This window comes from Roseibium denhamense, from assembly GCF_009711415.1.
Lineage (GTDB): Bacteria > Pseudomonadota > Alphaproteobacteria > Rhizobiales > Stappiaceae > Roseibium > Roseibium denhamense.
This window is the reverse complement of the sequence record NZ_SMLZ01000089.1, coordinates 1-23,973: the sequence shown is the minus strand read 5'-3', so window position 1 is coordinate 23,973 and position 23,973 is coordinate 1. Positions and strand designations below refer to the sequence as shown.

Here is a 23,973-nt window from a genome sequence, read left to right as displayed (position 1 = left end):
CCTCATTTAAATCGCTTGAAATGCGTTCCCCCGGATAAACACCAGGATTTCAACGCTGTAAAGGACATGGGGCGATCAATTGGTGCTGCAATTTTGGCGTCATCTTTGCCGGATTGAAGCATGGATCGTTCCAGATAGTGAGAGCCGGGCAAAGGCCCATAAAATCAATAATGAAAACAAAAAGCTAACTGGTGCCAACAGTATCGGCAGCCACAAAAATCCGGCGCCGATGCCGCCAAAGAGGGCCGCCGCTGCAAGTATTTTTCTTGCCCGCGAGGCCATTTTGTTCCGGCGCGTCGCAAGGGCTTTTAGAGCCGGAAAGGCACCAATATCCTCTGTAGCGCTCACGGCAATCAGTTTTGTCTCGTCCCGGCCGGTATTATTTTTTGTGCAACGGTAGAGTTCAAGGCTTAGCCGGTTCTGAGAAAGGGTGAGAACAAGTGGTGGCTCTTCTGGAAAGAAGGTAGCGCTGCCCTGTAGGGCGGTTTCACCGGGAGCCGGATCGTCCAGCACGTTTAGGCCCAGCATGCCTGCCAGAGCCTCCCGGGTTTTGCGGCTGTCTCCCGAATAAAGCCATGGGGTCAAGCGTTCGGCGCGAAGGGCCATTCCGGCAACCCCAGCGTCTTGGCGCAGCGTGCCCTCTAGTCCTAATACGCCAACCACCCTGCCGCCGATAGCCACCCTTAAAACCGTTTTTCCATCGGCTTCCAGCGACCGGGCAATTGCATCTGCCGTGAAACTGTCGATTTTAAGCTGCTTCAGAAGATCAGTTGTGCCGATGACGACTGTTTGACCGCCAAGAAGGGCGATGACGCCGAGACCTGGGGCTGGTTTCGAGCGGTCCGGGAGGCGCAAACCCACATGCCATTGAGCTGCGAGCTGCCGCAAGGCCGACGCGACAGGATGATCTGAACCCGACTCCGCAGAAGCGGCGACCGCAAGAAGCGTCTTAGGCTCGTTGTTAAAGGCCATGACATTCGTCACCATCAAATCGGGACCGGACATGACGGCGCTTTTGTCTATAACAATGTTCTTGGAATTGGCTATGAACCGGAGTGTATCGCTGTCTACGCCCCGCGCACCTGCTGCACGTGCCGCGGCTATGAATATGCGGTCGGCAAAGGCGTTAATGCCGTCAAATAGGTGAGGCCAGGCGAGGACGAGCGCCGAAGCAAAGGCAATGGATACCTGTGATTTGTCGACAAACGCCCATCCTGTTGCCGCAAGTCCCGCAAGACCGATTGCAGCAAACGCCTCCTTGTGCCCGCAGTAGTCCCTGCGGGGCGGCAAAAGCGCAGCCCCGGCGGCGCGGAATAGCATCAAGAAGCCAGCTGAGAGCGCTAGCGGGGCCGTCGTGGCTCCAGGAAGTCCTAGAACCATCAAGGCGGCGGCGAGGGCCAGAAGACCAAAGGCTGTGGCGGTTGTGAGTAGGGTGAGCGGCCGCCCGGGCGAGCGGATCTGCGCAAGTGACAACGTCAGCAGCGCGTGAATGCAGGAAAAGGCAGAAAAGAGAAGCACACTTGCGGTTCCAAAGACCGTCAATCCGGGAGATCCGCCCAAGCCGTCGGATTGCGAGGCGATCGCGAGCGCGAGAAAGAATAGAGCAACCAGAAAACAGAAAATCCGTGAAATGGACCGAATGGATAGTCTCAACATGCGTCTGCGCCTGAAACCCTTGATTGGGAAAACCTGAGTGTGGGAGCCGGAAAGGGCGTGATGTCAGGGTCAAGATGCGCGCGCTGTCCCTGCGCGGCAATCCGGGCTGAGCAAGCGTGCGGTCCGAAAGACGCCGGGAATTAGCAGTATTGACGAGGTTTTTTGCAAAGGTAAGACACGTTCACCTAAGGGCATGTTTCGCCACCAGCGCTTGGACGTGTTTCAAATTCTGCCGGAAAAACAGTGCTTAAAGAGTGGACTGAGAAGAAGCCGGTTTTTGCTCCGGCAGAATACCCGGCAAAAAGTGCCCGGTATCGACAGCACTGTGGTTATCATGCGGCCTCAAAATAGGAATCGGGCCCCAGCTGTATGTCAAGAAAAAGGCTGATCCGAATCGGAAAAATGACTCTGTTTCAGGGACGTGGAAGAGCTGCCCGCCGGAAATCGAGCAGCGCTTTGGTTTGTTCAGGCCGTTTCGAGATTGGCCCGCGACAGCAGCTCCATTGACGGCATCAGGCTGAGCAGCTGTTTGGTATATTCATGCTGCGGTGCTTCAAACAGCGTGTCACAGTCGGCAACTTCGCACAGCTCGCCGTTTTTCATGACGCCGATCCGGTTGCACATCTGCCGGATAACAGCGAGGTCATGGCTGATGAACAGCATTGTCAGACCCAGCTCCTGCTGCAAATCCTTCAAGAGGTTCAGGATCTGGGCCTGGATCGAAACGTCCAGGGCTGATGTCGGTTCATCGCAGATCAGGAACCTCGGACGGGTTGCCAGTGCTCTGGCAATGGAGATCCGTTGGCGCTGTCCGCCTGAGAACTCATGCGGGAATTTTTGCCCGGCGGCGGCACCAAGCCCAACATGGTCGAGCAAATCGTCCACGATCTGGCGCACCTCAGAGTTTCTGGAAGCCAGTTTGTGGAACTTGATCGGCTCGGCGATGATATCCCTGACCCGCATGCGTGCATTTAGCGAAGAATAGGGATCCTGGAAGATCATCTGCATCTGGCGGCGCATGGCAAGGACCTCACGCCGGTTCTTCAGCGAGGTGAGTTCTGTCTTGCCGAACAAGATGGAGCCGCCGGTCGGTTCGTAGAGCCCGGTAATAAGCCGTGCAATCGTTGACTTGCCGGAGCCGGATTCGCCAACCACACCGAAGGTTTCGCCCTGTTCGATATCGAAACTGACCGACTTGACCGCCTGGAAATACTTCCTGCGCGAGGGAATAACCGATCCTTTGACCTCAAAATGCATATCGAGTTCGCGAATTTGCACGAGCGGGCCGGATACCGCCTCGTAGTCGCGGCTCTTGCCCAGCCAATGTGTCGAGATGTCGATCTGCTTCTGGGGTGTTCCCGCAGCTTCGATGTAATCGACAACCGGGAACCGCTCCACGCGGATATCCGGCCTTGGGACCGCTGATATCAGGCTTTGGGTATAGGCGTGCCTTGGTTCGCCGAGCACCTGGTTGGTCTCGCCATATTCGACGAGTTTGCCCCGGTACATGACGGCGACATGGTCCGTGATATCCGCGATGACACCCATGTCATGGGTGATCACAAGCATGGCTACATTCCGCTCAGCGCAGAGCTTCTTCATCAGCTCCAGAATCTGCGCCTGGATGGACACGTCGAGCGCGGTCGTTGGTTCATCCGCGATCACGAGCTCTGGCTCAGCGCACAAGGCAAGGGCAATCACCACGCGCTGGCGCATGCCTCCGGAAAACTGATGCGGATATTGTTTGATCCGTTCTGCCGCGTTGGGGATACCGACGGCATTAATGAGTTCAATCGCGCGGTTCTGGGCTTCTTTTGACGATAGCGGCAGGTGGGTGCGGATTGTCTCCACAAGCTGGCTTTCGACCGTTTGCAGCGGATCGAGCGAGGTTAGCGGATCTTGGAAAATCATGCCGATTTTCCGGCCGCGAAGCTTGCGCATTTGCTTGTAGGGAAGCTTGTCGATGCGCGCGCCGTGGAGATAAACCTCCCCGTTAGCGATGTGGCCGGGTTCTTGGAGAAGGCCTATCACCGCATTGCCAACGGTCGATTTACCTGCGCCGGACTCTCCGACGACGCCGAGGATTTTACCGGCCTCAATTTGCAGATTAACACCTTCCGCGGCAACGAATACGGACTTACGGCCGGGGAATTCGACCCTGAGGTCCTTAATATCAAGAACGTTCATTGGTCTCACCTCAGCGCAGTTTCGGATTGAGGGCATCCCTCAACCAGTCGCCCAACAGATTGACGTTAAGGACAAGTATCGCCAGCGCGAGGCCGGGGAAAATCGCGATCCACCACTCGCCTGAATAGAGGAAATCGTTGCCGATCGCGATCAAGGTGCCAAGCGAAGGCTGGGTGGGCGGCATCCCGACACCGAGGAAGGAAAGTGTTGCTTCTGTTACAATGGCCAAGGCCAGATTGATGGTTGCGATAACAAGCACCGGTCCCATGACGTTCGGAAGAATATGCCGGACCATGATGATCACCGCCGGAATACCGATGACGCGGGCGGCTTGGACATATTCCTTGTTCTTCTCCACCATCGTGGAGCCCCGCACTGTCCGGGCGTATTGAACCCAGAACGACAGGGCAAGCGAGACAATCAGGATGTAAAAGGCGAAGATCTCGCGGTCGATACCGCCAAAGATACCAGCGGCGACCCCGTCGATCAGAAGGGCGATCAGGATGGCCGGGAAGGTCAGCTGAATATCAGCGATCCGCATTCACCGCATCGACACGGCCGCCCATGTAGCCTGCCACAAGCCCGGCGGAGATGCCGATAACCGCAGCTGCAAACACCGAACAAAAGCCGACGATCAACGAAATCCGCATGCCGTAGAAAATACCGGACAGCAGATCTCGGCCCTGATCATCCGTGCCAAGCAGGAAACGTGGATCGGAGTATTCCATCCAGACCGGTGGCACGCGGGCATCCAGGATCGAGATCGACGCCAGATCGAACGGATTATGTGGCGCAATTAACGGAGCCAGAAAAGCCAGCAGGAACAAAACCGTGGTGCCGATGGCTGCGGCGACGGTCACTTTTGACTTCAAGAAAGAATGGAATAGGTCCGTGTCCATCATCCGGGCGAGCCACCCCTGCGGGGCTTTGGTGGTGTCGGAGACATTGGTCATGGGCGGTCTCCTCAAGGCCGTCCGACCCGCAGGCGCGGGTCAATCAGGAAGTACATGATGTCGACGATGAAGTTGATCGCGACAAACAGGAATGCGGTAAGCAGCAGATACGCCGACATGATCGGGATATCGACGTTTTGGACCGCCTGCAGGAACATCAGGCCCATGCCGGGCCATTGGAAAACGGTCTCTGTGATGGTGGCGAACGCGATGATCGAGCCAAGCTGCAGGCCGGTGATGGTGATCACCGGGACCATTGTGTTCTTCAGGGCATGGCGGAAATGCACCAGACGGTCGGGCAGACCGCGTGCACGCGCAAATTTTATGTAGTCGGTACGGATGACCTCAAGCATTTCTGCCCGGATTAAGCGCATGATCAGCGTCATCTGGTAAAGACCAAGGGTAATGGACGGCAACACCAGCGCTTTCAGGCCTGAAACGGTCAAGAAGCCGGTTGTCCACCATGACCCGATCTGGACGGTTTCACCGCGTCCGAAACTGGGGAGCCATTGAAGTGTGACTGAAAACAGAAAGATCAGCAGGATGCCGATAAAAAAGGTCGGCAGCGATATGCCGATCAGGGAAACGGACAGGAACATCTTGGAAATAGCCGAGTCGCGATTGAGGCCGGCATAAATTCCCATTGGGATGCCGACTACCAGGGCAAACAGCGCTGACATGAAACTGAGCTCAAGCGTCGCTGGAATCCGTTTTGCAAACAGCTCAGACACCGGCTGGCGGAACTGATAGGAGGTTCCGAAATCGAATTGAGCCGCCTTCGTTACAAAGCGCAAGAACTGCACGGGGATTGGATCGTTCAGACCCAGACGCTCCCGGAGGGCTTCCCGCTCTTCGATTGATGTTTCAATGCCGACCATCTGGTTGATGGGGTCGCCGACAAAGCGGAACATGGTGAAAGCCAGCAAGGCAACCACCAGCATGACAATCATCGCCTGGATCAGACGGCGTGTTGCAAAACCAATCATTTCGGCTCTTTAAGTCTTGGAATGAAAAGACGCTCCTGGCGCGGTGGCCGGGAGCGTTTTTTTCTGCTTACCCGCTTAGTTTTTCGTCACAAAGCGGAAATGGAAGGCGTTGTCGGCGCGTTGGACAAGCTCGACATTGTCGGCAACGCCCCAAGCCAGGCCCTGTTGATGAAGCGGGATGTAGTACGCGTTATCATGGGAGATGGTGTAGGCCTCCGCAATCAACTCGTCGCGCTTGACCGGATCGTTCTCAACCAGGATCTGGTCTGTGAGTTCGTCGATCTTTGCATCGCAGAAGCCGCCATTGTTGAACGGCGAACCAGCACCGGACTCATCACGGCAGTTCATCAGGTTGTCGAGCACGTTCCAGCTGTCAAAGGAGCCAGGTGTCCAGCCCAGAAGATAGAAGGACGTGTCATAGCCGCCGGATGCGAGGATCTTGGCGAAGTACTTGGCCTTTGGCTGTGCGTTGAGATCGACCTTCACACCTATACGGGCCAGCATTGCCGCAACAGCCTGACAGATCGCTTCGTCATTGACATAACGGTCATTCGGGCAATCCATACCGACAGAAAAGCCGTTCGGATATCCTGCTTCGGCCATCAGCGCCTTAGCCGCATCGACATCATAGGGATAGCGCTCAAACTCACCGCCTTTGGAAAACAGGAACGGAGAAATCATGATCGCGGACGGCGTGGACAGGCCGCGCATGACTTTTTGCTTAATCGCTTCGATATCGATTGCCTGATAAAACGCCTTGCGGACGCGCTCGTCCTTGAACGGGTTGGCGCCTTCCACATCGGAGTAGAGCAGTTCATCGCGCATCTGGTCCATGCCGAGGAAGATCGTGCGCAGTTCCGGCCCTGTCAGGGCGACCGTGCCGGAGTTGTCGTTGATGCGTTTGATGTCCTGAACCGGGATCGGATACACCATATCCATCTCACCGGACAAAAGCGCTGCAACGCGGGTGGCATCAGACCCGATCGGCGTAAACTCGACGCCGGTCAGATTGTGGGTCGCTTCATCCCACCATCCGTCATTCGTCTCGTAGACGGTCTTCACACCCGGCTCGTGGCTGACGATCTTGAACGGGCCGGTGCCGTTTGCATTAAGCGCTGCGTAGTTCGGTGTGGTGTCAGACGCAGACGTGACTTTTACGGCGTCGTTCGCTTCGGTCCACTCTTTGTCCATGATGGCCCAAGTATCCCACTCGTAATGCAGGATCGGGTTCGGGCCGGACAGCACAAAATCGATGGTGTAGTCGTCAACGATTTCCACGGTGGCATCGGCTGGAACGCGTGTCGTCAGATCGGAGCCTTCGGAGCGCACCCGTTCGAATGAAAAGGCAACGTCTTCTGCTGTGAAGTCATTGCCATTGTGGAATTTTACGCCTTCGCGGAGCTTAAACCGCCAGCGGTTCGGTTCAACAACCTCCCAGCTTTCCGCAAGAGCCGGCTCGATTGTGAGATCCGGGCCGCGGCGTGTCAGACCCTCATAGGCGTTTCCGAGCGCATGCAGTGTGAAGGTCTCATTGAGGCTGTATGGATCAAGTGCGTTCAGTGTGCCTTGAAACGAAAATTTCAGCGTTTCCGCTTGCGCGGTGGTCAGCATGCTGCCCGCCAGCAATGCAGATACCATAAGTGTTGATTTGATCTTCATATTCCCCTCGTTCATTCCGTAAAACGGATTTTCATGGTTTGTTTTTTGACCGGCCGCCAAGTCCAGTCCATCGTATTTTTATTGAGTATGGCACTGTCGGTGTTGGGGTTCAAACCCGTTTAATGCTTGTTTTCGGATAATTTTTCGCACAACCGGTCCAAGAATTCGGCGCAGCGATCAAGTTCCCTTAAGTCAATATACTCATCAGGTTGATGCGCTTGATCTATCGAACCTGGTCCACAGACCACCGTCGACAGGCCATGTTCTTGGAAAATCCCGCCCTCGGTCGCATAGACGACCACATGTTGGCCATTGTCGCCTGTAATTTGACGCGCCGTTACTTCCGCAGCGCCATCGGTTTCTTCCCGGAGCCCCGGCACGGATGCCAGGACGTCAATCACAATATCGCAGTCAGGTGCAATCGCGCGCATGTCCGGCAGCACGCTCTGACTGGCGAAGGCCCTGTAGGCATCGACCCAGCCGTTAGCGGACTCCCCGGGCAGCATACGGATATCGGTCATGAACTCGCATGTCTGCGCTGTGATGTTTGCGGCCTGGCCGCCGGTTATCGTGCCGCAATGAAGTGTCGTATAAGGTGGCTCGAACAGGCTGTCGGGATCAGCATTGGAACGGTTATGTGCCGTTTGCTGGTCCAGCCAGGTAATCAGCCTGGCGGCGGCCGAAATCGCTGAAACGCCCCGGTGGAGCTGACTGGAATGCGCCGGGTGTCCGGTCACTGTTGTTTTTAGGACGGTGATCCCCTTGTGGCCGGTTACCACTTTCATGTTCGTCGGTTCGCCAACGATAGCGAATGCAGGGCGGGTGCCTGAGGCGAGGATGGCTTTTGCAAGGGGCGGCGCACCGAAGCAGCCGACTTCCTCGTCATAAGACAAGGCAATGTGGATCGGACGCTTCAAGTCAGCCTGCAGGAAGTCGGGCACCTTTGACAGGACAGTTGCCGCAAAGCCCTTCATGTCCGATGCACCGCGGCCATAAAAGCGGCTGTTCTCTTCCCAAGCTGTGAATGGATCCTGCGACCATTTCTGCCCAGTCACCGGTACAACATCGGTATGGGCGGACAGCACGACGCCACCATCCGCATCCGGGCCGATCCGGGCATGAAGAGAGGCTTTTTGACCGGTTTCATCAGGGATGCGCTCGCTGGTGATCCCCCACTCACTCAAATACCGTTCTGTGAAATCGATCAGGTCGAGATTGCTGCGGTCGGAGACCGTTTCAAAGGAAATCAGTTTTGCGAGCATGTCGCGTGGAGTGTAAGTGGTCGGCACGAAGGACTCGAATTGGTCAGTTGAGAGAATCTACTGACGGCTGCTCGTCGCCAGCAGATGAAAGAGCAGGCACATCTAGTGAGTGAATCGCGAGCACTTTCAAGGGTTTTTCTTTGCCCCGCACGATGATTTCAGACACCTGGGCATCCGGAAACATCACGCCTGCCGCCTCAGCCACATCGGTAGAAACCACCAGAAAGCTACCGAACCGCTTGTTTTCGGCTTCAAGCCGGCTGGCGGTGTTGACCACATCACCTAGAGCTGTCAGCCCGCCTTTTGAGCCATCTGATCCGGCCGCCCCAACTCTGCCGAGTATCGCCGACCCCACATGGACGCCCACACCCAACCGGAGCGGCGATTGAAACTGAGGGCCTCGTTCGTGGTTCAGGTCATTCATGACTTTTTCAAGCCGCCGGGAGGCCGCCAACGCCTGCTTGGCACCTGTTTTCAAGTCGCTGTCCATTCCGAAGATTGCCATGATGCCGTCGCCGATGAACTTGTCGACGAACCCTCCTTCGGCCCGTATGGCCTCCGACGCCTGATCAAGATAGCGGTTGAGAAGGTGGACGATATCGTAGGCGAGCTGCGTTTCCGTCAGCCCCGTGAAATTGCGCAAGTCCACGAACATGACGGCAATTTCCTGTTCGACGCCCCAATAATAGGCGTCTTTCAGGTGTTCGCTGTCCGCTGCACTGGACTTCACAGCGACCAGAGGCTGTACGCTCAGGTTTTCTCTCGGCCGGACCTGGCAGGCCAGGCGGACGTCATGTGCCGCATTGATACGCCTCAGAACCGCTGTTTCGGCCGATACCGGCGTGTCGAGGGTTTCTGCGCCCGACAAGACCTTAACGCGGCATGTCGAGCAGCGGGCCCGCCCGCCGCAAACCGATGCCAGCGGAATGTCATTCATACGGCTGATTTCAAGAAGCGTTGCGCCGGGCTGGGCGCGGACCGAAAGGCCGCCGGGAAATCCGACACTGATTTTGCGAGCGAGAATGCCGCGCGCGTAACGGATCAGCACGGCCAGCAGGGCAACGGCGATCAGTCCGAAAACGACGGCCCGCAACTGGTCGGCGATGTCATAAACCCAAAGAGCCTGTTCGCGGGTGACATTCACCTGAACGTCCTTGGTCAGGGCAAGGCGGCGCGCCCCTTCCACAAATCCCCAGAGCGCCAGCACGGGCAATGCGATGGCAAGCGCCAAGCATCCATATTTCAGCCTTTGGTACAGCGGATAAAGCCTAAGCCAGAAATGCAAACCGATCATCGCATGAATCCAGACAACCAGCAGCAGCAAGGACTGCGTGAAGGCTAGATCAGGCCAGAGCAACGTCAGCATCTGATGATATGTGGGAGCGAAACCGAACTCTTTGGCAAGGCCCATCGTTGTGACGACGTGAGGGATCAGCGTCCAGGGAATGTAAAGACCCAGAACAAGCTGAATGAACTCCCAAGCCGGCATCTTCAGCGTGTTTCTTTTCCCCGTGCGCCAAAGGGCCAAAACGATATGCGTCAGCGCCGCCGCGCACAGGATCAGTTCTCCTGGAAGGCTGCGCCATACCCAGTAGTGCCATTTGGAGGCGGCTTCCATCGCCTCCACCGAAACGATGCCAAGTGCGTGATTGGAAAAGTGGCTCAAACAAAATGCAAACAGGATTAGCCCGGACCACAATCTCAAGCGCTGGCGAATGTTTCCGGCATTCGCACGCGGCTGCGCTGATGATTTTGATCCCTTGGTCTTTTGTGTCTGCGTTTGGGTCATCGGGTCCGCATCGTCTTGGCGTTGGCCGGTTTTCCATCACCGGTCCGCGCGGCGAACCGTCATGCATCACTCAGTTGTCTTCAAGTCCTTTCATACATCGACCGTTCAAGATTGAAAGTACCGTTTCGATGGATCGTGGAAAGCGGGCCTGTGGTCTTGAAACCATATGGGGAAATGGCAACTGTCCTCCCCGGGATCTATTTAAGAACAATGACGACAGGACGGCATCATGCGGGTTTACGGCATCAAGAACTGCGACACGGTCAAAAAAGTCCGGAAATTTCTGGAAGAGGCCGGTGTGGACTATACGTTTCATGACTACAAGAAAGATGGGGTGGATGCCGACAAACTCGCTGGATTTGTCGGGGAGTTTGGCTGGGAGGCGATTCTTAACAAGCGGGGCACGACGTGGCGCCGTCTGGATGAGGCAACCCAGGAAGGGGTTGTCGACGCAAAAAGCGCGCTCGACGTGATGATCGACAATCCATCCGTGATCAAGCGGCCGATTGTCGAAGGGGCCGCGAAGAACTTCATCGGCTTTGACGCGGTTGCCTGGGAAATGGCGCTGGAGCTCGGTGAGCTTAAATAACCTTGAAAGCTGCACCGGCTACCAGGTCCGGCGCGGTCCCGTATCGATGTGATAATGGCCGGAGGAGTAGTGCTTGTACCCGCCGACCTCCGGCTGGGCCCTCAGGAACGCGATCACCGATGAAGGATTGCCCCGAACGGAGAAATCGACGGCCTGGCAATTGAGGTGATATGAATTCCTGGCGCCGCCCTTCCGCCAGTTTTCAAACCACCACCGCTTTGTCGAGTGCACGGTTACCTTGCCATACCGTTTGGCGACACGGTTCAAAACCTTCTTGAGCTTCCGGGGGACACACCATGCGGTGTCGTCGTAATCGATGGAATTGTGGGAGGCGGTTGCCCATCCAAGTCCAGACACACCTGCGATGGTTCCACATCCAGCGAGTGTCACGGTCAATCCGAGAAAAACAATCCACGCAATGAGTTGCTGGCGCATGATGGCGAGCCTTGTCGAACGAAAGTCAAAATGCCGTCCCCCGTCCTCAAGCTCAGACAATTTGATTAAAATTGTAATGAAAAACGTGGTTAACGGCACTTGGAAACAAATGTTTCAGAAAATGTACAACCATGATACAAACGGATCAAAGCGGAGACGCCGCCGTTTTCGAGCCCGTCCTGGAGTGCTGCCATGTCCCATGTTTTCCCCCGTCATACGAAAGCTACCTATCCAATTGCCGAAAAGGGCGATGGGTGTTACATCATCGACCGTGACGGCAAAAAATACTTCGATGGATCCGGAGGGGCCGCCGTGTCCTGCCTTGGGCATTCGGATCCAGATGTTACCAACGCCATCAAGACCCAGGTGGACCGGCTCGCCTTTGCCCATACGGGGTTTTTCTCAACTGAACCGGCCGAAGAACTGGCAGATCTGTTGATCGCGCACGCTCCAGGCGGTCTCGACCGGGTCTACTTCGTGTCTGGTGGGTCCGAGGCGATGGAAGCCGCTCTAAAGCTGGCGCGGCAATATTTCCTCGAAAAGGGGGAAACTTCCCGCCACCGGGTCATTGCGCGCCGGCAGAGCTATCACGGCAACACGCTCGGCGCACTTGCGACCGGCGGAAATCAGTGGCGCCGCGAGCCGTTTTCGCCGCTGATGATCGATACGACGCATATCTCACCTTGTTATGAATATCGTGGCCGTCTTGAGGGCGAGACTGCCTTTGATTATGGCCAGCGGATTGCCAATGAACTGGAGACGGAAATCCAGCGGCTTGGTCCAGAAAATGTCATGGCTTTTGTTGCGGAGCCTGTGGTCGGTGCAACCGCCGGTGCGGTACCGCCTGTTGATGGGTACTTCAAGCGGATCCGCGAGATTTGTGATCAGTATGGAATCTTGCTGATTCTTGATGAAGTCATGTGCGGCATGGGGCGCACCGGCACCTTGTTCGCCTGCGACCAAGATGGGATTGCTCCAGACATTCTTTGTATCGCGAAAGGTTTGGGCGCGGGCTACCAGCCGATAGGGGCGATGCTGTGCACGTCGCAGATTTATGGCGCAATCGAATCCGGATCTGGTTTTTTCCAGCACGGGCACACTTACATCGGCCATCCGGTTGCCTGTGCGGCGTCCCTGGCCGTTCTTAAAAAACTTACCGGTGGTGTGGCGGATCAGGTTGAGCCACTCGGGGTCAAATTGCAGGCGGCCCTGCAAGATGCCTTCGGGCAACATGCGCATGTGGGCGATATCCGTGGACGCGGGTTGTTCCGTGGCATCGAGCTGGTCGAAGACCGTGGTTCAAAAACGCCGTTTGACCCGAAGCGAGGCCTTCACAAGGCGGTCAAGAAGGCCGCTTTTGAGGCCGGCCTGATCTGCTACCCAATGGGCGGTACGATAGACGGTGTCACCGGCGACCACATCCTCGTGGCGCCGCCGTTCATCATGAATGATACGCAGATCGGCGAAGTGGTCAGCAAGCTCGACCAGGCCCTGACGGCGGCCCTATGACTGGAAATCGTCTGCCGGACACTCAGCGTTTGCCGCAAATCATGGTGGCGCCGAATGGCGCCCGCCGGATGAAATCGGATCATGCAGCGCTTCCACTCACGATTGCCGAGACCGTGGAGGCCGCGAAGGCTTGTTTTGAGGCTGGGGCCGGGGCACTTCATGCCCATGTGCGCGATGCACACGGGCAACATGTTCTGGACGCCGGGCTGTATCGGGAGCTCTTGTCGGAAATGCATTCCGCGGTGCCGCAAATGCAGGTTCAAATCACGACCGAAGCTGTTGGAAGATACGCGCCAGAAGAGCAACGCCAGCTCGTGCAGGATGTTGTGCCAAAAAGCGTTTCCATCGCACTTCGGGAAATGGTTCCCGGTGAGGCAGGCGGGGCGGCGGCGCACTTTTATTCCTGGGCTCGTGAAGAAGGAATTGCCGTCCAACACATTGTCTATGATGCGGCGGATCTGACCCGGTTTTTTGATTTGGCCGGTGCCGGAGTTTTGCCGGGCGATTACCATCAGATTTTGTGTGTTCTCGGCCGGTATGCCGAAGCGCAAGAAAGCACGCCAGGCGATCTTGATGCTTTTCTGGAGGTTTTGTCCGCGCGCCGGAAAAACCTCGACATTGATTGGGCGGTCTGCGCGTTCGGCCACCTGGAAACCGAATGTCTTTTGGCGGCGGTGTCAAAAGGCGGTAAAGCCCGGATCGGGTTTGAAAACGGGCTTTGGAACCGGGACGGGACCTTGGCAAAAGACAATGCCGAGCGGGTAATCGACCTGGTCGCGGCCTTGAAAGACTTGTAATCGGGATCCGGTCAGGGCACGCCTTCCGGATCTGTTGACTTCGGAAGGCAAGGGAGGCAGCCCCTCCTGCCAATTGTGGAGACTGGAAGACATGCCCGAACGCCAATTTGTCCTAACGCTATCTTGCGCAGATAAGCCGGGGATCGTTGCGGCCGTGACCACCGAACTTGCGGATTTCGGTGCCAACATTGCCGAGAGCGACCAGTTCTGGGACCGGGTGACCAACCAGTTCTTTCTCCGGATTGCCATTCTCGTGCCGGAAGGCGTTACGCTCGAGGCCGTGCAGAAGGCGCTGGATCCGGTGATTGCGCGCTTTGACATGAAGGCAAAGCTCGTTGACACGGCAAAGCGGCCGAAGATGATCGTGATGGTGTCCAAGTTCGATCACGCCATGCTTCATTTGCTTTACCAGATCCGTGTGGGTTGGCTGGACGCAGATGTCGTGGCCATCGTGTCGAACCACCCTGACAGCCAGCGCACGGCCGATCATGAGGGGATCCCGTACTACCACTGGCCGGTCAACAAGGAAAACAAGGCCGAGCAGGAAGACAAGCTCCTGAAACTGGTCAAGGAAACAGGGGCGGATCTGGTGGTGCTTGCGCGTTACATGCAGGTGCTGTCGGATGGACTGTCAAAGCGCTTGTTCGGTAAGGTGATTAACATCCACCACTCCTTCCTGCCGAGCTTCAAGGGCGCAAAGCCCTACCACCAGGCACATGCCCGCGGCGTGAAGATGATCGGGGCAACCGGCCATTATGTGACGCCTGATCTTGATGAAGGTCCGATCATTGAGCAGGACGCCGAGCGGGTGAGCCACGCGCTGTCAGCTGACGATTTTGTCGCCCGGGGGCGGGATATTGAATCGCGCGTTCTGGCGCGGGCAGTGAAATACCACCTTGAAAACCGGGTGATGATCGTCGGCAACAAGACGATTGTTTTCACGCCGTGATCCTTTGATCAGGCGTCAAGCCGACACAACTGACTGGGATGGCAAGGGCATGCCATCCTTTTCAAGCTCGCCATACACCCACTCGCGGAACAGTCGGATTTTCCGGCTGGTCCGTGTGGTGGGAGGGTAGCTCAAATACCAGCTTTCACTGTCCGCCCGGCACGTGAGATCGAATGGCTGGATCAGTTGACCTGTGTCGAGCGCGGTCTTGCAGAAATAAGGGGTGAGGATCGCCACCCCCTGTCCGGCAATGGCGCGATTGGCCTCCAGCGCCTGTGATCCCATACGGGTACGCGGCATCGCGCTGAAGTCGACCTCGGTCATGCCGGCTGCATCGAACCAGATTTTCCACCATGGATCATGTGCATCGACCAGCGGGAGCTTGAGGAGGTCTTCAGGGCAGGTCAGGCCGCCGATTGTTTCGGCAAGCGCCGGGCTCAGCATTGGAGTGAAGTCAGCACGCACAAGTTCGTGGGCGATCCAGCCCTTCGGCGGCGCCTTACAGGCCGAAACAACGACGTCCGAGTTGAAAAACTCCGGGCGGGCATTTGGGCCATAGGGGATGATCCGGACAGCAAGATCCGGATTTTGCATCTGAAAATGCACGAGACGGTTGGCAAGCCAGTTCACGGCGAATGTCGTATTGCTCGACACAACCAGCTGGGCTGCATTCTGTCCCTTCAGGTCTTCAAAGGCCTCGACAACTTTCGAAGACAATTGGGCGCCGTGTTCGGTGAGTTCGATGCGGCGGGTCTTGCGGATAAAGAGCGTTAGGCCCAGTGTCTCTTCCAGCAGTTTGATCTGATAGCTGACGGCGGCTTGGGTCATGCCGAGTTCGTCGGCGGCCTTGGTAAAGCTGAGGTGACGGCTGGCGGCTTCAAACGCCCGGATTGAGGATAGCGGTGGCAATGATGATTGCATGAATAAGTACTCCTTATTCATACTTATGGAAATTTCGTTGGTCAGGCAATGCAAAACATCCGATATCTCTTATCCAAGACAAGGAGTTAAAGAGATGATCCTACAGGATGCGAAACAGCGTTTGGACCAAAAAAGCAGAAAATCTCTTCTTGGAGAATTAGCCACGTTTATGGCACGGGCAATGTTCGGCGCTCCGGCCGATGGCCAGAGAAAACGCCGGGCAAAAGATCTGCCCCGTCATCTCCAACAGGATATCGGCTTGTCGGACCGGTCCAGTTCCAGTTCCTCATTTGATGACAAGTGGTGCGATGAGCTTCGGCGTTTGAGAAGATAACGCTGAGGGAAGCTGGATGCCGGTTGTTCCGGTGTCCGGCAGTGTCAAAGGTTGCTAACGGTACCGGGCATGTATCCGTTCATAGGTGCCGTCTGCAACCAACTCATCAAAAGCGCTCGCAAACAGGTCCCGGTAATACTCGGCGTCTGGGTGGGCCTTTGAAAAGCATAGATGATAGTCCCAGGATTCCGTCCCGATGAAGTTAAACTCTCCGGCCAGTCCGAGTTGGCTTATGAAAAAGCCGGTGGTCTGCTCACCGCCATAGAAAAAATCAATCCGCCCGAGCTGAAGCATTTTTAACGCATGGGTTTCGCTTGGAACCTCTACAGGGTCCATTCCCATTTCCACAAGCTTGGTAAGCGAGACATAGCCCGGTATGGAGGCGACGCGGTAGCCGGTCGCGTCCGAAAGAGTTTCTATCTCATCTGTAGAAGAGCTTTTGTGAGAGAACAAACCATACCCATCCTGACTAATGGACTTGCTGAATACAAATTTTTCCTGGCGTTCGCCTGTTATGGCGCAAGAAAGCAGCATCGGGACCCGGCCATTTGCGGCATCACTGACTGCGCGGGCCCACGGAACATAAACGATTTCCGCTGTTACGCCGCGCCGTTTGAATGCTTCAACGACAAGTTCATGATCATGGCCACGGAGGCCATCGATCGCGGTTTTCATCTCGAACGGAGGGTAGTGGACTGCGAGGATCTGGACGTGTGTATGACGGTCCGCTTTCGCTGGAAAGCAAGAGAGAAATAGCATCGCCAGTGCCGAGGCAAAGCGCTTGCAAAAATTTTTAGCTGCCGCAGTTCGGATCATAGGCATCCAGCATGTTTACTGAGACTGCGATAGCCTACCAAAACTGTGAAGCGTCATCAGCAATAATCCGTAACGTTATTAAAACCTTCCTTTTAGCTGCTGTTTGCACCGGAAGTCCGGCAGACTACATCGCAAGGGCCCAAACCGTCGACGCAAGCATAGCAAGCGCCATCAGAACCGTGATTATCCGGAGGATCCTGCCCTCGCCGACGATTTTTAGAATCGACACACCCGCTAGAGCCCAAAGCGAGTGGAAGACCATTCCGCCAATCGTAAAGCCAAGGGTTAGAATGATTGCGTTTGCATGAATGCTCAGTCCGTTTCCTGCCAAGAAGGTGGAAAACGCAACGAGGTTCATGGCCCATGTCTTGGGGCTAAGCGGATGGATCAACAGTCCTTCCCAAAAGCTCGGCAAGGCGACCGTTCCTTTTGGCTTGACGGACAAGGAGACGATCCGCCAGGCGAGATAGGTCATGTAGGCCATGCTCAATCCCTTGAAGATGTTCACGACAGGGCCCCCGCCGGCCATGATGTGACCGAGGCCGTAGGCCACGCAGAGCTTCAGCGGAATGGAGCCGATTTGCGAAGCAACGATCAAGGGAAAGGCTGTGCGGTACCCGGCCGATGCTCCGACGGCCAAAAACGTTAAGTTTCCGGGGCCAGGTGTACCGGTCATGACAATGATGAAGACTGCAAAAGCAGCAAATGTGGCCATATCCATAAGGACACCTGTCTGATTGAGGTGGGTACAATAAATACAATTGCGCTATAAGACTTCTGTATTGAATAATTGTATCGGTCAATGATAACATTGTACCCATGACAATATGGATCCCGGACATCTCGGCCGCAAAGGGGCCGATCTATCTCGCAATTGCAGATGCGCTGGAAAGTGACATCAAGGCTGGCGCGCTGGGCGAAGGGGACCGTCTTCCCCCGCAGAGGGAGCTTGCGTATCAACTCGGTGTAACGCTTGGCACAGTCACCAGGGCCTACAGCGAAGCTGAGCGCCGGCGTTTGGTGAAGGGCGAAACAGGCAGGGGCACTTATGTTGCGTCCGAAAGCACTCCCGTTTCTCCGCTGGCCCCAAAGGAAAACGAGCCCTCGGTCTGTGACCTCGCCCGCAATTTCGCCTACCCGCATCTCAATCCAAGTCTCTCCGAAGGGCTGACCCGGATGGCCCGGACAGACGGGATCGACCAATTGAATGGGTTTGTGCCTTCGGAGGGTCTGAAATCCCATCGCGAGACCGGTGTTCTCGTGTTCAAGGATTACGGTCTGGAAGCCGACGCGCAGCGGGTTGCCGTCACCTGCGGGGCGCAGCATGGAATCCAGATCACTTGTCAGGCACTGTTCCGGGCCGGGGATTCAGTGGCCGTGGATTATTTCACCTATCCGTCCATTTTCAGCTCCCTTGCCGGCCTGGGACTGAAGCCGGTTCCAGTTGCCGCGCGGCCGCGCGAAGATGGCGGATTGGGAGCCATGGACCCGGAAGCCCTTGAACAGGCGGTTCAGTCCCATGGCGTCAAGGGCGTTTTTTTGATGCCCAACATGCAGAACCCGACGACCCACACGATGTCGCTTGAAGAGCGCCAGAACCTTGTTGCCGTCGCCCGTTCCGCCGATCTCAAGATCGTGGAAGACGATCCCTACACGCCGTTTCTGCCTGACATTTTGCCCGCATTCGGGGCGCTGGCTCCGGAGCGCACGGCGTCTATTGCCAGTATATCCAAGGTCTGTTCTCCCGGCAGCCGGATCGGTTTTGTTCATTTTCCGGAAGCCTATGGCCCATCGATCCGCAACAAGATCGGCGAAAGTACCTGGATGGCGTCTCCGATAACAGCCGAGCTGATCGCGGGCTGGGTGCGCGAAGGTGTGTTGTTCAAAACGCTGCGCCTGAAAAGGAAGGCCAACAGGAGCCGCTATTTGAAGGCGCTTGACTTGTTGAGCCCCGATTTTCTGCAAGGCGATGAGAAGAAGGTTTTCGGTTGGCTGCGTTTGCCCGACCGGGTCGATCCGGACGGTTTGCAAGCCGCATTGAGGCAGCAGGGCGTCGCTGTACTGTCAGCACGTTACTTTCAGGTTCGCGATCACAAACCGGGACCGTTTATCCGCCTGACCTTCGGATCGGAGGAGAGCGATGACCGGTTCTACCAGTCCATTCGCAAGGTCAGGCAGACGATTGACCATTTGGCCGACTTGCCGGCGCTAACCAGCCCGGTAGGCTAAGCGCTGCTTTGACAATGCGGCAGAACCGGTAAATAAGCGCAGCTCGAGACGGTGAAAATGGGCCCGGCAGCGAGATTGCTTCCGGAGGATGTCGGGATAATTTATGGTTTTTTGGCGCAAAGGCGTTGCAGACGGTGCAAACAGTTCGGCGCTCCTGTGCGATCCGGGTGCGCGGCCATATGCGACGTTTGAAGAAGTCGGAATGACGATCGGAGGACATCAGATCCTCGATAACATTTCTCTGTCGCTGGAAGAACATCGCATTGGTGTCATCGGCTTAAACGGATCAGGAAAAAGCAGTTTCGTGCGCCTGCTCAACGGCTTGCGGTCTCCCAGCCGCGGCACTTTAAAGCTGTTCGGTCAAATTGCATCTGACGTTCTCAAAGAACTGCCCCGCCACGTCGGATTTGTTTTTCAAAACCCCGACCATCAGGCCATTTTTCCAACAGTCGAAGAAGAAATCGCGTTCGGGTTGACCCAGCTGGGTGCGGACAAGCGTGAGAGCCGGGACCAGGCCCGCCGCTTTCTAGACACTCATGGCTGTCTTCATTTGGCTGGCAAACCCATTGCCGAGCTGTCAGAGGGACAAAAGCAGCTCGTCTGTATTCTTGCAGTTTTGGTGATGAAACCCAGTCTGCTTGTCCTGGACGAGCCGCTGACCAGCCTCGACGCTTTGGCATCCCGCCGGATCCGGCACATGCTCTTATCTCTGCCTCAGAAAATAGTAATGGTCAGCCATCACTTGGACCATCTGGAAAGCTTCGACCGGATCTTGTGGCTTGAGGACGGCACCCTGCGCATGGACGGCACCCCGTCGCAGGTCCTGCCGGCCTACCAGGCGGATATTGACCGGAAGTTTGAGGCTGTGCAGGAGGCCGAAGCGTTTTGACGTCGATTTACCTGCCGGGAAATTCCTGGGCGCATGTGCTGCCAGCCTCCGTCAAACTCCTGTTCGTGGCCTTGATGAGCCTCATCTTGTTCCAGGCCGAGAGCCTCTTGCTTTTCATCGCTGCGCTTCTCTTGGCGGTTGCCTGTTATGCGAGCCTTGGCAATCCGGGCTTAAAGCGCCTGCTGGGCCTAAAAGGTCTCTTGTACATCGGTGCGATCATATTGGCGTTTCACGCTTGGACCGGGACGATGTTCGAAGGTGTCACCATGATCCTGCGTCTTGCTGCCATGATCCTGCTTGCGAATTTTGTCTCCATCACTACCCGGATGGACGATATGCTGGAGGCAATCCAGCCAATGTTCCGTCCTTTGTCATGGTTTGGCCTTTCCGGGCGCAAGCCTGCACTTGGTATTGCGCTCGTCCTGCGTTTTGCCCCGCATATGCTGGAAGTCTATGCCGCCCTTCAAGAGGCCTACAGGGCGCGGACAGGACACCGGAATTCGTGGCGGCTCATCGCCCCGTTTGCGCTTCAGTCACTGCGCATGTCTGACAATGTGGCGGAGGCCTTGAGCGCCCGGGGTAGCGCTGGTGGTATGGCGGACCACCTGCAAAAACCGCGAAAGAACACTGGAAATGGCCAATAAACTCGGATAAGCGGCCAAGAAATGCCAGCCCGTGCGAATTGCAAACATGCTACTGTCCCTCAACGGATCCATGTCTAAGAAGGAAAAAGAATGACAGACCGGTCACTCGTCAACATTGCCTTTTACGCGGCCTTGATCGCCGCCCTCGGCTTGGTTCCACCGGTCGCGATCCCATTCCTCGGAGGCGTGCCGATCACGGCGCAGACCCTCGGTGTCATGCTCGCAGGCGTCATGTTGGGTCCGGTCCGTGGTGGTTTGGCGGTCTGTCTTTTCCTTCTTATCGTCGCGCTTGGCGCGCCGTTTCTGTCCGGTGGCCGTGGTGGTCTTGGGGTGTTCATGGGGCCGTCAGTCGGTTTTCTCATCGGCTGGCCGGTCGGGGCTTTTGTTGCCGGTCTGATTATGCGCAGCACGCGTGACATGCCGGTTCTGGTCGCGGCAGCGTTTGCCGCCGCGGTTGGCGGCATTGGAATTGTCTACCTGTTTGGTATTCCAGGTGTCTCCTACATGACCGGTATCACATTGCCGCAAGCAGCTCTTGGTAGCGCCATCTATATTCCCGGCGATCTGGTAAAGGTTGGTTTGGCGGCGATCATTGCGCAAACCATTGCCCGCGGCTTGCCAAGCGCGCTCGTGTCACGTAACGGATCCTGAGATCAGGAGCCGCTGTGGCCTTTATCGGAGAGCGGTTGTCCGAATTTGCTGCTTGCAGACCGGATGAGCTTGCCGTCACCAGTGGAGCAACTTCCCATACCTGGCTGAGCTTTCATGGCGCCGTCGGGGAGGTTGAGCGGATTTTGCGCGGCAAGACGCCGGATGGCGGGCGGGTTGCGCTTATTCTGGCAGATCCGCTTGAGGTTCTCGTCTGGTTTTTTGCCTGCGCCCGTGCCGGCCGAATTGCAATGATCCTCAATCCGGACTGGCCGGGGGAGCAAAGGGAGACCATCCTTGAGGCGACAGCCCCGGACCTGATTGTGGAGCCGGAGTGCACGCACCAGCCGGATCTGCAATCGCCTGCGGCCACTGACGGCTCGCCGGAACGCGCCCCGTCAGAAGAAACGCTTTTTTATGCAGGTTTCACATCAGGCTCGACCGGGACGCCGAAAGGCTATGTGCGTGCTCAAGGCTCCTGGCTCGAAAGTTTCAAGATAACAGATCAGGCATTCGCCTTTCCGCCCGTGGTGGCCGTTTTTTTGCCCGGACAGATGACCCATTCGCTTCATCTTTATGGAGCGGTCCATGGACTAGACCGGGGGCATCCGGTCCACGTGTTCAACCGATTTGATCCCCGCCAATGTCTTGCGCGTTTGAGGCAGGTTGCAGGGCCGGTGGTGCTCTATGCAACGCCAACGCAGCTGTCGCTTCTGGCACGGGGCGCCGCCAACACGGGACCGTTGGAGTGCATTGCTCTCATCCTGACGAGCGGCGACAAGTCTCCGGCCGGCCGGGTGGAGCTTTATGCAGCCGTATTCCCCAAAACCAGGGTTTTTGAGTTCTATGGGTCTTCGGAGGCCAGTTTTGTATCGGCTGCCCCTCAGGACGGAAGCGTTCCATCCGGGTCTGTCGGCAGATCGGTTCCAGGCGTTGACGTAATTATCGGGAACCCTGAAAGCCCGTATCCACCCGGCGTGCCGGGACGGATCTGGGTGCAAAGCCCGCTCCTTTTTTCAAGATATCTGTGTGGGGATACGCCCGATACCAAGTGGCACGGTCCCTGGCTGACATTCGGTGATAGAGGCTATCTGGATGCCACAGGGTTGTTGTACCTGACCGGGCGTTCGGGCCGGATGGTCGTAACATCCGGCGTCAATGTCTTTCCCGAAGATGTGGAGCAGGTGCTTCGACGCCACCCGTTAATTGTCGAGGCCGTCGTGATTGGTCTTCCGGATTCCTTAAGGGGCGAGCGCCTGGAGGCTGTTATCCAGAAAGTTGATGGCGGCGATCTGTCCCCGCAAGAGGTTCAGGCTTATTGCCGTGCCGCACTTGGCGACGTCAAAACACCGCGGAAGGTCCATCTCCGGCAGCACATTCCGCTGACATCCGGCGGAAAACCGGATATCCAGGGCGTGATGGAGACTTTAGGCAAATCATAGGACAAGAATCGATTGGCCCAGTCCGCAGTGATTGTTGCCGCCCGGCGCACGGCAGTTGTTCCGCGAAACGGAGCCTTTGCGGCCTATCAAGCGGACGAATTGGCCGCCCCCGTCCTGTCCCAGCTGGTCATTGATGCGGGTCTAAGTCCCAACGACATCGATCAGGTCATATTGGGGAACGCCCTTTATGGCGGCGGTAATCCGGCCCGCCTTGCGGCTTTGCGGGCCGGCCTGCCCCAATCGGCTCCCGCCATGACCATCGACACCCAATGCTGTTCCGGCCTCGATGCGATTGTAATGGCTGTCCGCCTTGTCGAAAGCGGCGCGGCAACCGCAGTTCTCGCAGGTGGTGCTGAAAGTTATAGCCGGTCCGCCATCCGGTATCAGCGGCCCATCTCGCCAGAGTGTCCTCCGGTACCTTATGAGCGCCCGCCCTTTGCCCCGCCACCCTTTTCTGATCCGGACCTTGCGGAAGCAGCCGCCCAATTTGGGAAGGCGCACAAAATTGATCGCGGTGCTCAGGCAGCCTTTGCTGTCCGTTCTCATGAAAAAGCAGCCGCTGCTGATTGGGACGAGGCAGCCATCATCGTCCCGATCGGTGAACAAGCGGTGCCGAGGGATCCGTTCAGCCGCAGGCTTAGTTTAAGGGCGGCCCTCAGGGCGCCGGTCTTTGCCGGAACGCCCGGCTATGGCGTTTCAGCGGCGACAGCGGCCTGTTCGGCTGATTGTGCAGCTGCGGTTCTTGTCATGGCGGAAGAGCGGGCACTGGCACTCGGTCTTGGATTTTCAAGGGTAGTTGCTGCGCGGAGCGGTGCCGGGGATCCCGCAAACCCGACCATGGCGCCGGTCCCCCTGGTTCAGCAAATGCTTCGCGAGGCCAATTTGGAAACGAAGGACCTAAGCGCGATTGAGTTGATGGAGGCATTTGCCAGTCAGGTTTTGGCATCATCAACTGCTCTAGGAGTGCCTGAAGACAGGCTCAACAAGCTGGGGGGCGCTCTTGCCCGGGGGCATCCAATCGGAGCGTCCGGTGCCGTTTTGGCTGTTCATCTCGATGCGATCCTGAAGGCGGAGACTAAACCTGTTGGCACCCCTACGGCAACCGGTCTTGCAGCGATCCCGGCGGCCGGCGGACTGGCCAGCGCAATCTTTCTTCAGCGCGGCCGCCTTTAGACGGAAAGAGAATAAGCCACTGATAAATATGGGCTATTCTCTAGAGATGAAATTTATTTCGCCTTTTTTGATTTTTTTCCATTTTCGGTGTTGACCCTGAAAGTTG

Annotated in this window: 20 protein-coding genes and 1 pseudogene; 10 read left to right on the top strand and 11 right to left on the bottom strand. The window is 56.7% G+C overall.

What is annotated here, in order from left to right; genetic code table 11:
• Positions 1 to 99: 99 nt before the first annotated feature.
• From E1180_RS03480 to E1180_RS03450, 7 genes and pseudogenes are all read right to left on the bottom strand, one after another.
• Positions 100 to 1,656 carry a cation-translocating P-type ATPase gene (locus tag E1180_RS03480; RefSeq protein ID WP_208996911.1) on the bottom strand — a complete coding sequence of 519 codons (1,557 nt, stop codon included), beginning with the start codon at positions 1,654 to 1,656 and terminating at the stop codon, positions 100 to 102.
• Positions 1,657 to 2,121: 465 nt separating this feature from the next.
• A complete protein-coding gene (locus E1180_RS03475) occupies positions 2,122 to 3,843 on the bottom strand; it encodes an ABC transporter ATP-binding protein (protein ID WP_155189694.1) in 1,722 nt (573 codons plus the stop codon).
• Between the two features lie 10 nt (positions 3,844 to 3,853).
• A pseudogene (locus E1180_RS03470) lies at positions 3,854 to 4,796 on the bottom strand (ABC transporter permease).
• Positions 4,797 to 4,807: 11 nt separating this feature from the next.
• Positions 4,808 to 5,782, bottom strand: a complete 975-nt coding sequence (locus E1180_RS03465) for an ABC transporter permease (protein WP_155189693.1) — start codon at positions 5,780 to 5,782, stop codon at positions 4,808 to 4,810.
• 75 nt (positions 5,783 to 5,857) lie between these two features.
• On the bottom strand, positions 5,858 to 7,441 hold the full coding sequence (locus E1180_RS03460; protein ID WP_155189692.1) for an ABC transporter substrate-binding protein: 1,584 nt from the start codon (positions 7,439 to 7,441) through the stop codon (positions 5,858 to 5,860).
• Between the two features lie 119 nt (positions 7,442 to 7,560).
• The gene (argE, locus tag E1180_RS03455) at positions 7,561 to 8,730 is read right to left on the bottom strand and encodes an acetylornithine deacetylase (protein ID WP_283404594.1); all 1,170 of its coding nucleotides are present in this window, start codon (positions 8,728 to 8,730) and stop codon (positions 7,561 to 7,563) included.
• 16 nt (positions 8,731 to 8,746) lie between these two features.
• Complete coding sequence (locus E1180_RS03450; RefSeq protein ID WP_155189691.1) at positions 8,747 to 10,492, bottom strand: adenylate/guanylate cyclase domain-containing protein; 1,746 nt, start codon at positions 10,490 to 10,492, stop codon at positions 8,747 to 8,749.
• Between the two features lie 229 nt (positions 10,493 to 10,721).
• Here E1180_RS03450 and E1180_RS03445 point away from each other — a divergent pair, with 229 nt between their 5' ends.
• Positions 10,722 to 11,081, top strand: a complete 360-nt coding sequence (locus tag E1180_RS03445; RefSeq protein ID WP_155189690.1) for an ArsC family reductase — start codon at positions 10,722 to 10,724, stop codon at positions 11,079 to 11,081.
• Positions 11,082 to 11,099: 18 nt separating this feature from the next.
• On the opposite strand, the gene E1180_RS03440 is transcribed toward E1180_RS03445, so the two are convergent.
• Positions 11,100 to 11,516 carry a YcbK family protein gene (locus tag E1180_RS03440; protein ID WP_155189689.1) on the bottom strand — a complete coding sequence of 139 codons (417 nt, stop codon included), beginning with the start codon at positions 11,514 to 11,516 and terminating at the stop codon, positions 11,100 to 11,102.
• A 192-nt stretch (positions 11,517 to 11,708) separates the two neighbouring features.
• On the opposite strand from E1180_RS03440, the gene E1180_RS03435 reads away from it, so the two are divergent.
• From E1180_RS03435 to purU, 3 genes are all read left to right on the top strand, one after another.
• Positions 11,709 to 13,025 (top strand): aspartate aminotransferase family protein, encoded by a 1,317-nt coding sequence (locus tag E1180_RS03435; RefSeq protein WP_155189688.1) that lies wholly within the window; start codon positions 11,709 to 11,711, stop codon positions 13,023 to 13,025.
• Complete coding sequence (locus E1180_RS03430) at positions 13,022 to 13,822, top strand: beta-keto acid cleavage family enzyme (RefSeq protein ID WP_208996909.1); 801 nt, start codon at positions 13,022 to 13,024, stop codon at positions 13,820 to 13,822. Before E1180_RS03435 ends, E1180_RS03430 begins: the two co-directional genes overlap by 4 nt.
• Before the next feature lie 91 nt (positions 13,823 to 13,913).
• Entirely contained in the window at positions 13,914 to 14,771 is an 858-nt protein-coding gene (gene purU / locus E1180_RS03425; RefSeq protein WP_155189687.1) for a formyltetrahydrofolate deformylase, read from the top strand.
• Positions 14,772 to 14,786: 15 nt separating this feature from the next.
• Here purU and E1180_RS03420 read toward each other — a convergent pair whose 3' ends face one another.
• From E1180_RS03420 to E1180_RS03410, 3 genes are all read right to left on the bottom strand, one after another.
• A complete protein-coding gene (locus E1180_RS03420; RefSeq protein ID WP_155189686.1) occupies positions 14,787 to 15,692 on the bottom strand; it encodes a LysR family transcriptional regulator in 906 nt (301 codons plus the stop codon).
• A gap of 388 nt (positions 15,693 to 16,080) precedes the next feature.
• The gene (locus E1180_RS03415; protein WP_196220516.1) at positions 16,081 to 16,785 is read right to left on the bottom strand and encodes a substrate-binding periplasmic protein; all 705 of its coding nucleotides are present in this window, start codon (positions 16,783 to 16,785) and stop codon (positions 16,081 to 16,083) included.
• A 181-nt stretch (positions 16,786 to 16,966) separates the two neighbouring features.
• Complete coding sequence (locus E1180_RS03410; protein ID WP_155189684.1) at positions 16,967 to 17,563, bottom strand: LysE family translocator; 597 nt, start codon at positions 17,561 to 17,563, stop codon at positions 16,967 to 16,969.
• A 98-nt stretch (positions 17,564 to 17,661) separates the two neighbouring features.
• Here E1180_RS03410 and E1180_RS03405 point away from each other — a divergent pair, with 98 nt between their 5' ends.
• The 6 genes from E1180_RS03405 to E1180_RS03380 all read left to right on the top strand — a co-directional run bounded on the left by E1180_RS03405 (position 17,662) and on the right by E1180_RS03380 (position 23,867).
• Positions 17,662 to 19,071 carry an aminotransferase-like domain-containing protein gene (locus E1180_RS03405; RefSeq protein WP_155189683.1) on the top strand — a complete coding sequence of 470 codons (1,410 nt, stop codon included), beginning with the start codon at positions 17,662 to 17,664 and terminating at the stop codon, positions 19,069 to 19,071.
• Between the two features lie 103 nt (positions 19,072 to 19,174).
• A complete protein-coding gene (locus E1180_RS03400) occupies positions 19,175 to 19,960 on the top strand; it encodes an energy-coupling factor ABC transporter ATP-binding protein (protein ID WP_155189682.1) in 786 nt (261 codons plus the stop codon).
• On the top strand, positions 19,957 to 20,604 hold the full coding sequence (locus E1180_RS03395) for an energy-coupling factor transporter transmembrane component T family protein (RefSeq protein WP_155189681.1): 648 nt from the start codon (positions 19,957 to 19,959) through the stop codon (positions 20,602 to 20,604). Before E1180_RS03400 ends, E1180_RS03395 begins: the two co-directional genes overlap by 4 nt.
• A gap of 90 nt (positions 20,605 to 20,694) precedes the next feature.
• Positions 20,695 to 21,255: a biotin transporter BioY gene (locus tag E1180_RS03390; protein WP_155189680.1), complete on the top strand. Its 561-nt coding sequence runs from the start codon at positions 20,695 to 20,697 to the stop codon at positions 21,253 to 21,255.
• Positions 21,256 to 21,269: 14 nt separating this feature from the next.
• Positions 21,270 to 22,694 carry an AMP-binding protein gene (locus tag E1180_RS03385; RefSeq protein ID WP_155189679.1) on the top strand — a complete coding sequence of 475 codons (1,425 nt, stop codon included), beginning with the start codon at positions 21,270 to 21,272 and terminating at the stop codon, positions 22,692 to 22,694.
• Between the two features lie 12 nt (positions 22,695 to 22,706).
• Positions 22,707 to 23,867 (top strand): thiolase family protein, encoded by a 1,161-nt coding sequence (locus tag E1180_RS03380; protein ID WP_155189678.1) that lies wholly within the window; start codon positions 22,707 to 22,709, stop codon positions 23,865 to 23,867.
• Positions 23,868 to 23,973 lie beyond the last annotated feature (106 nt).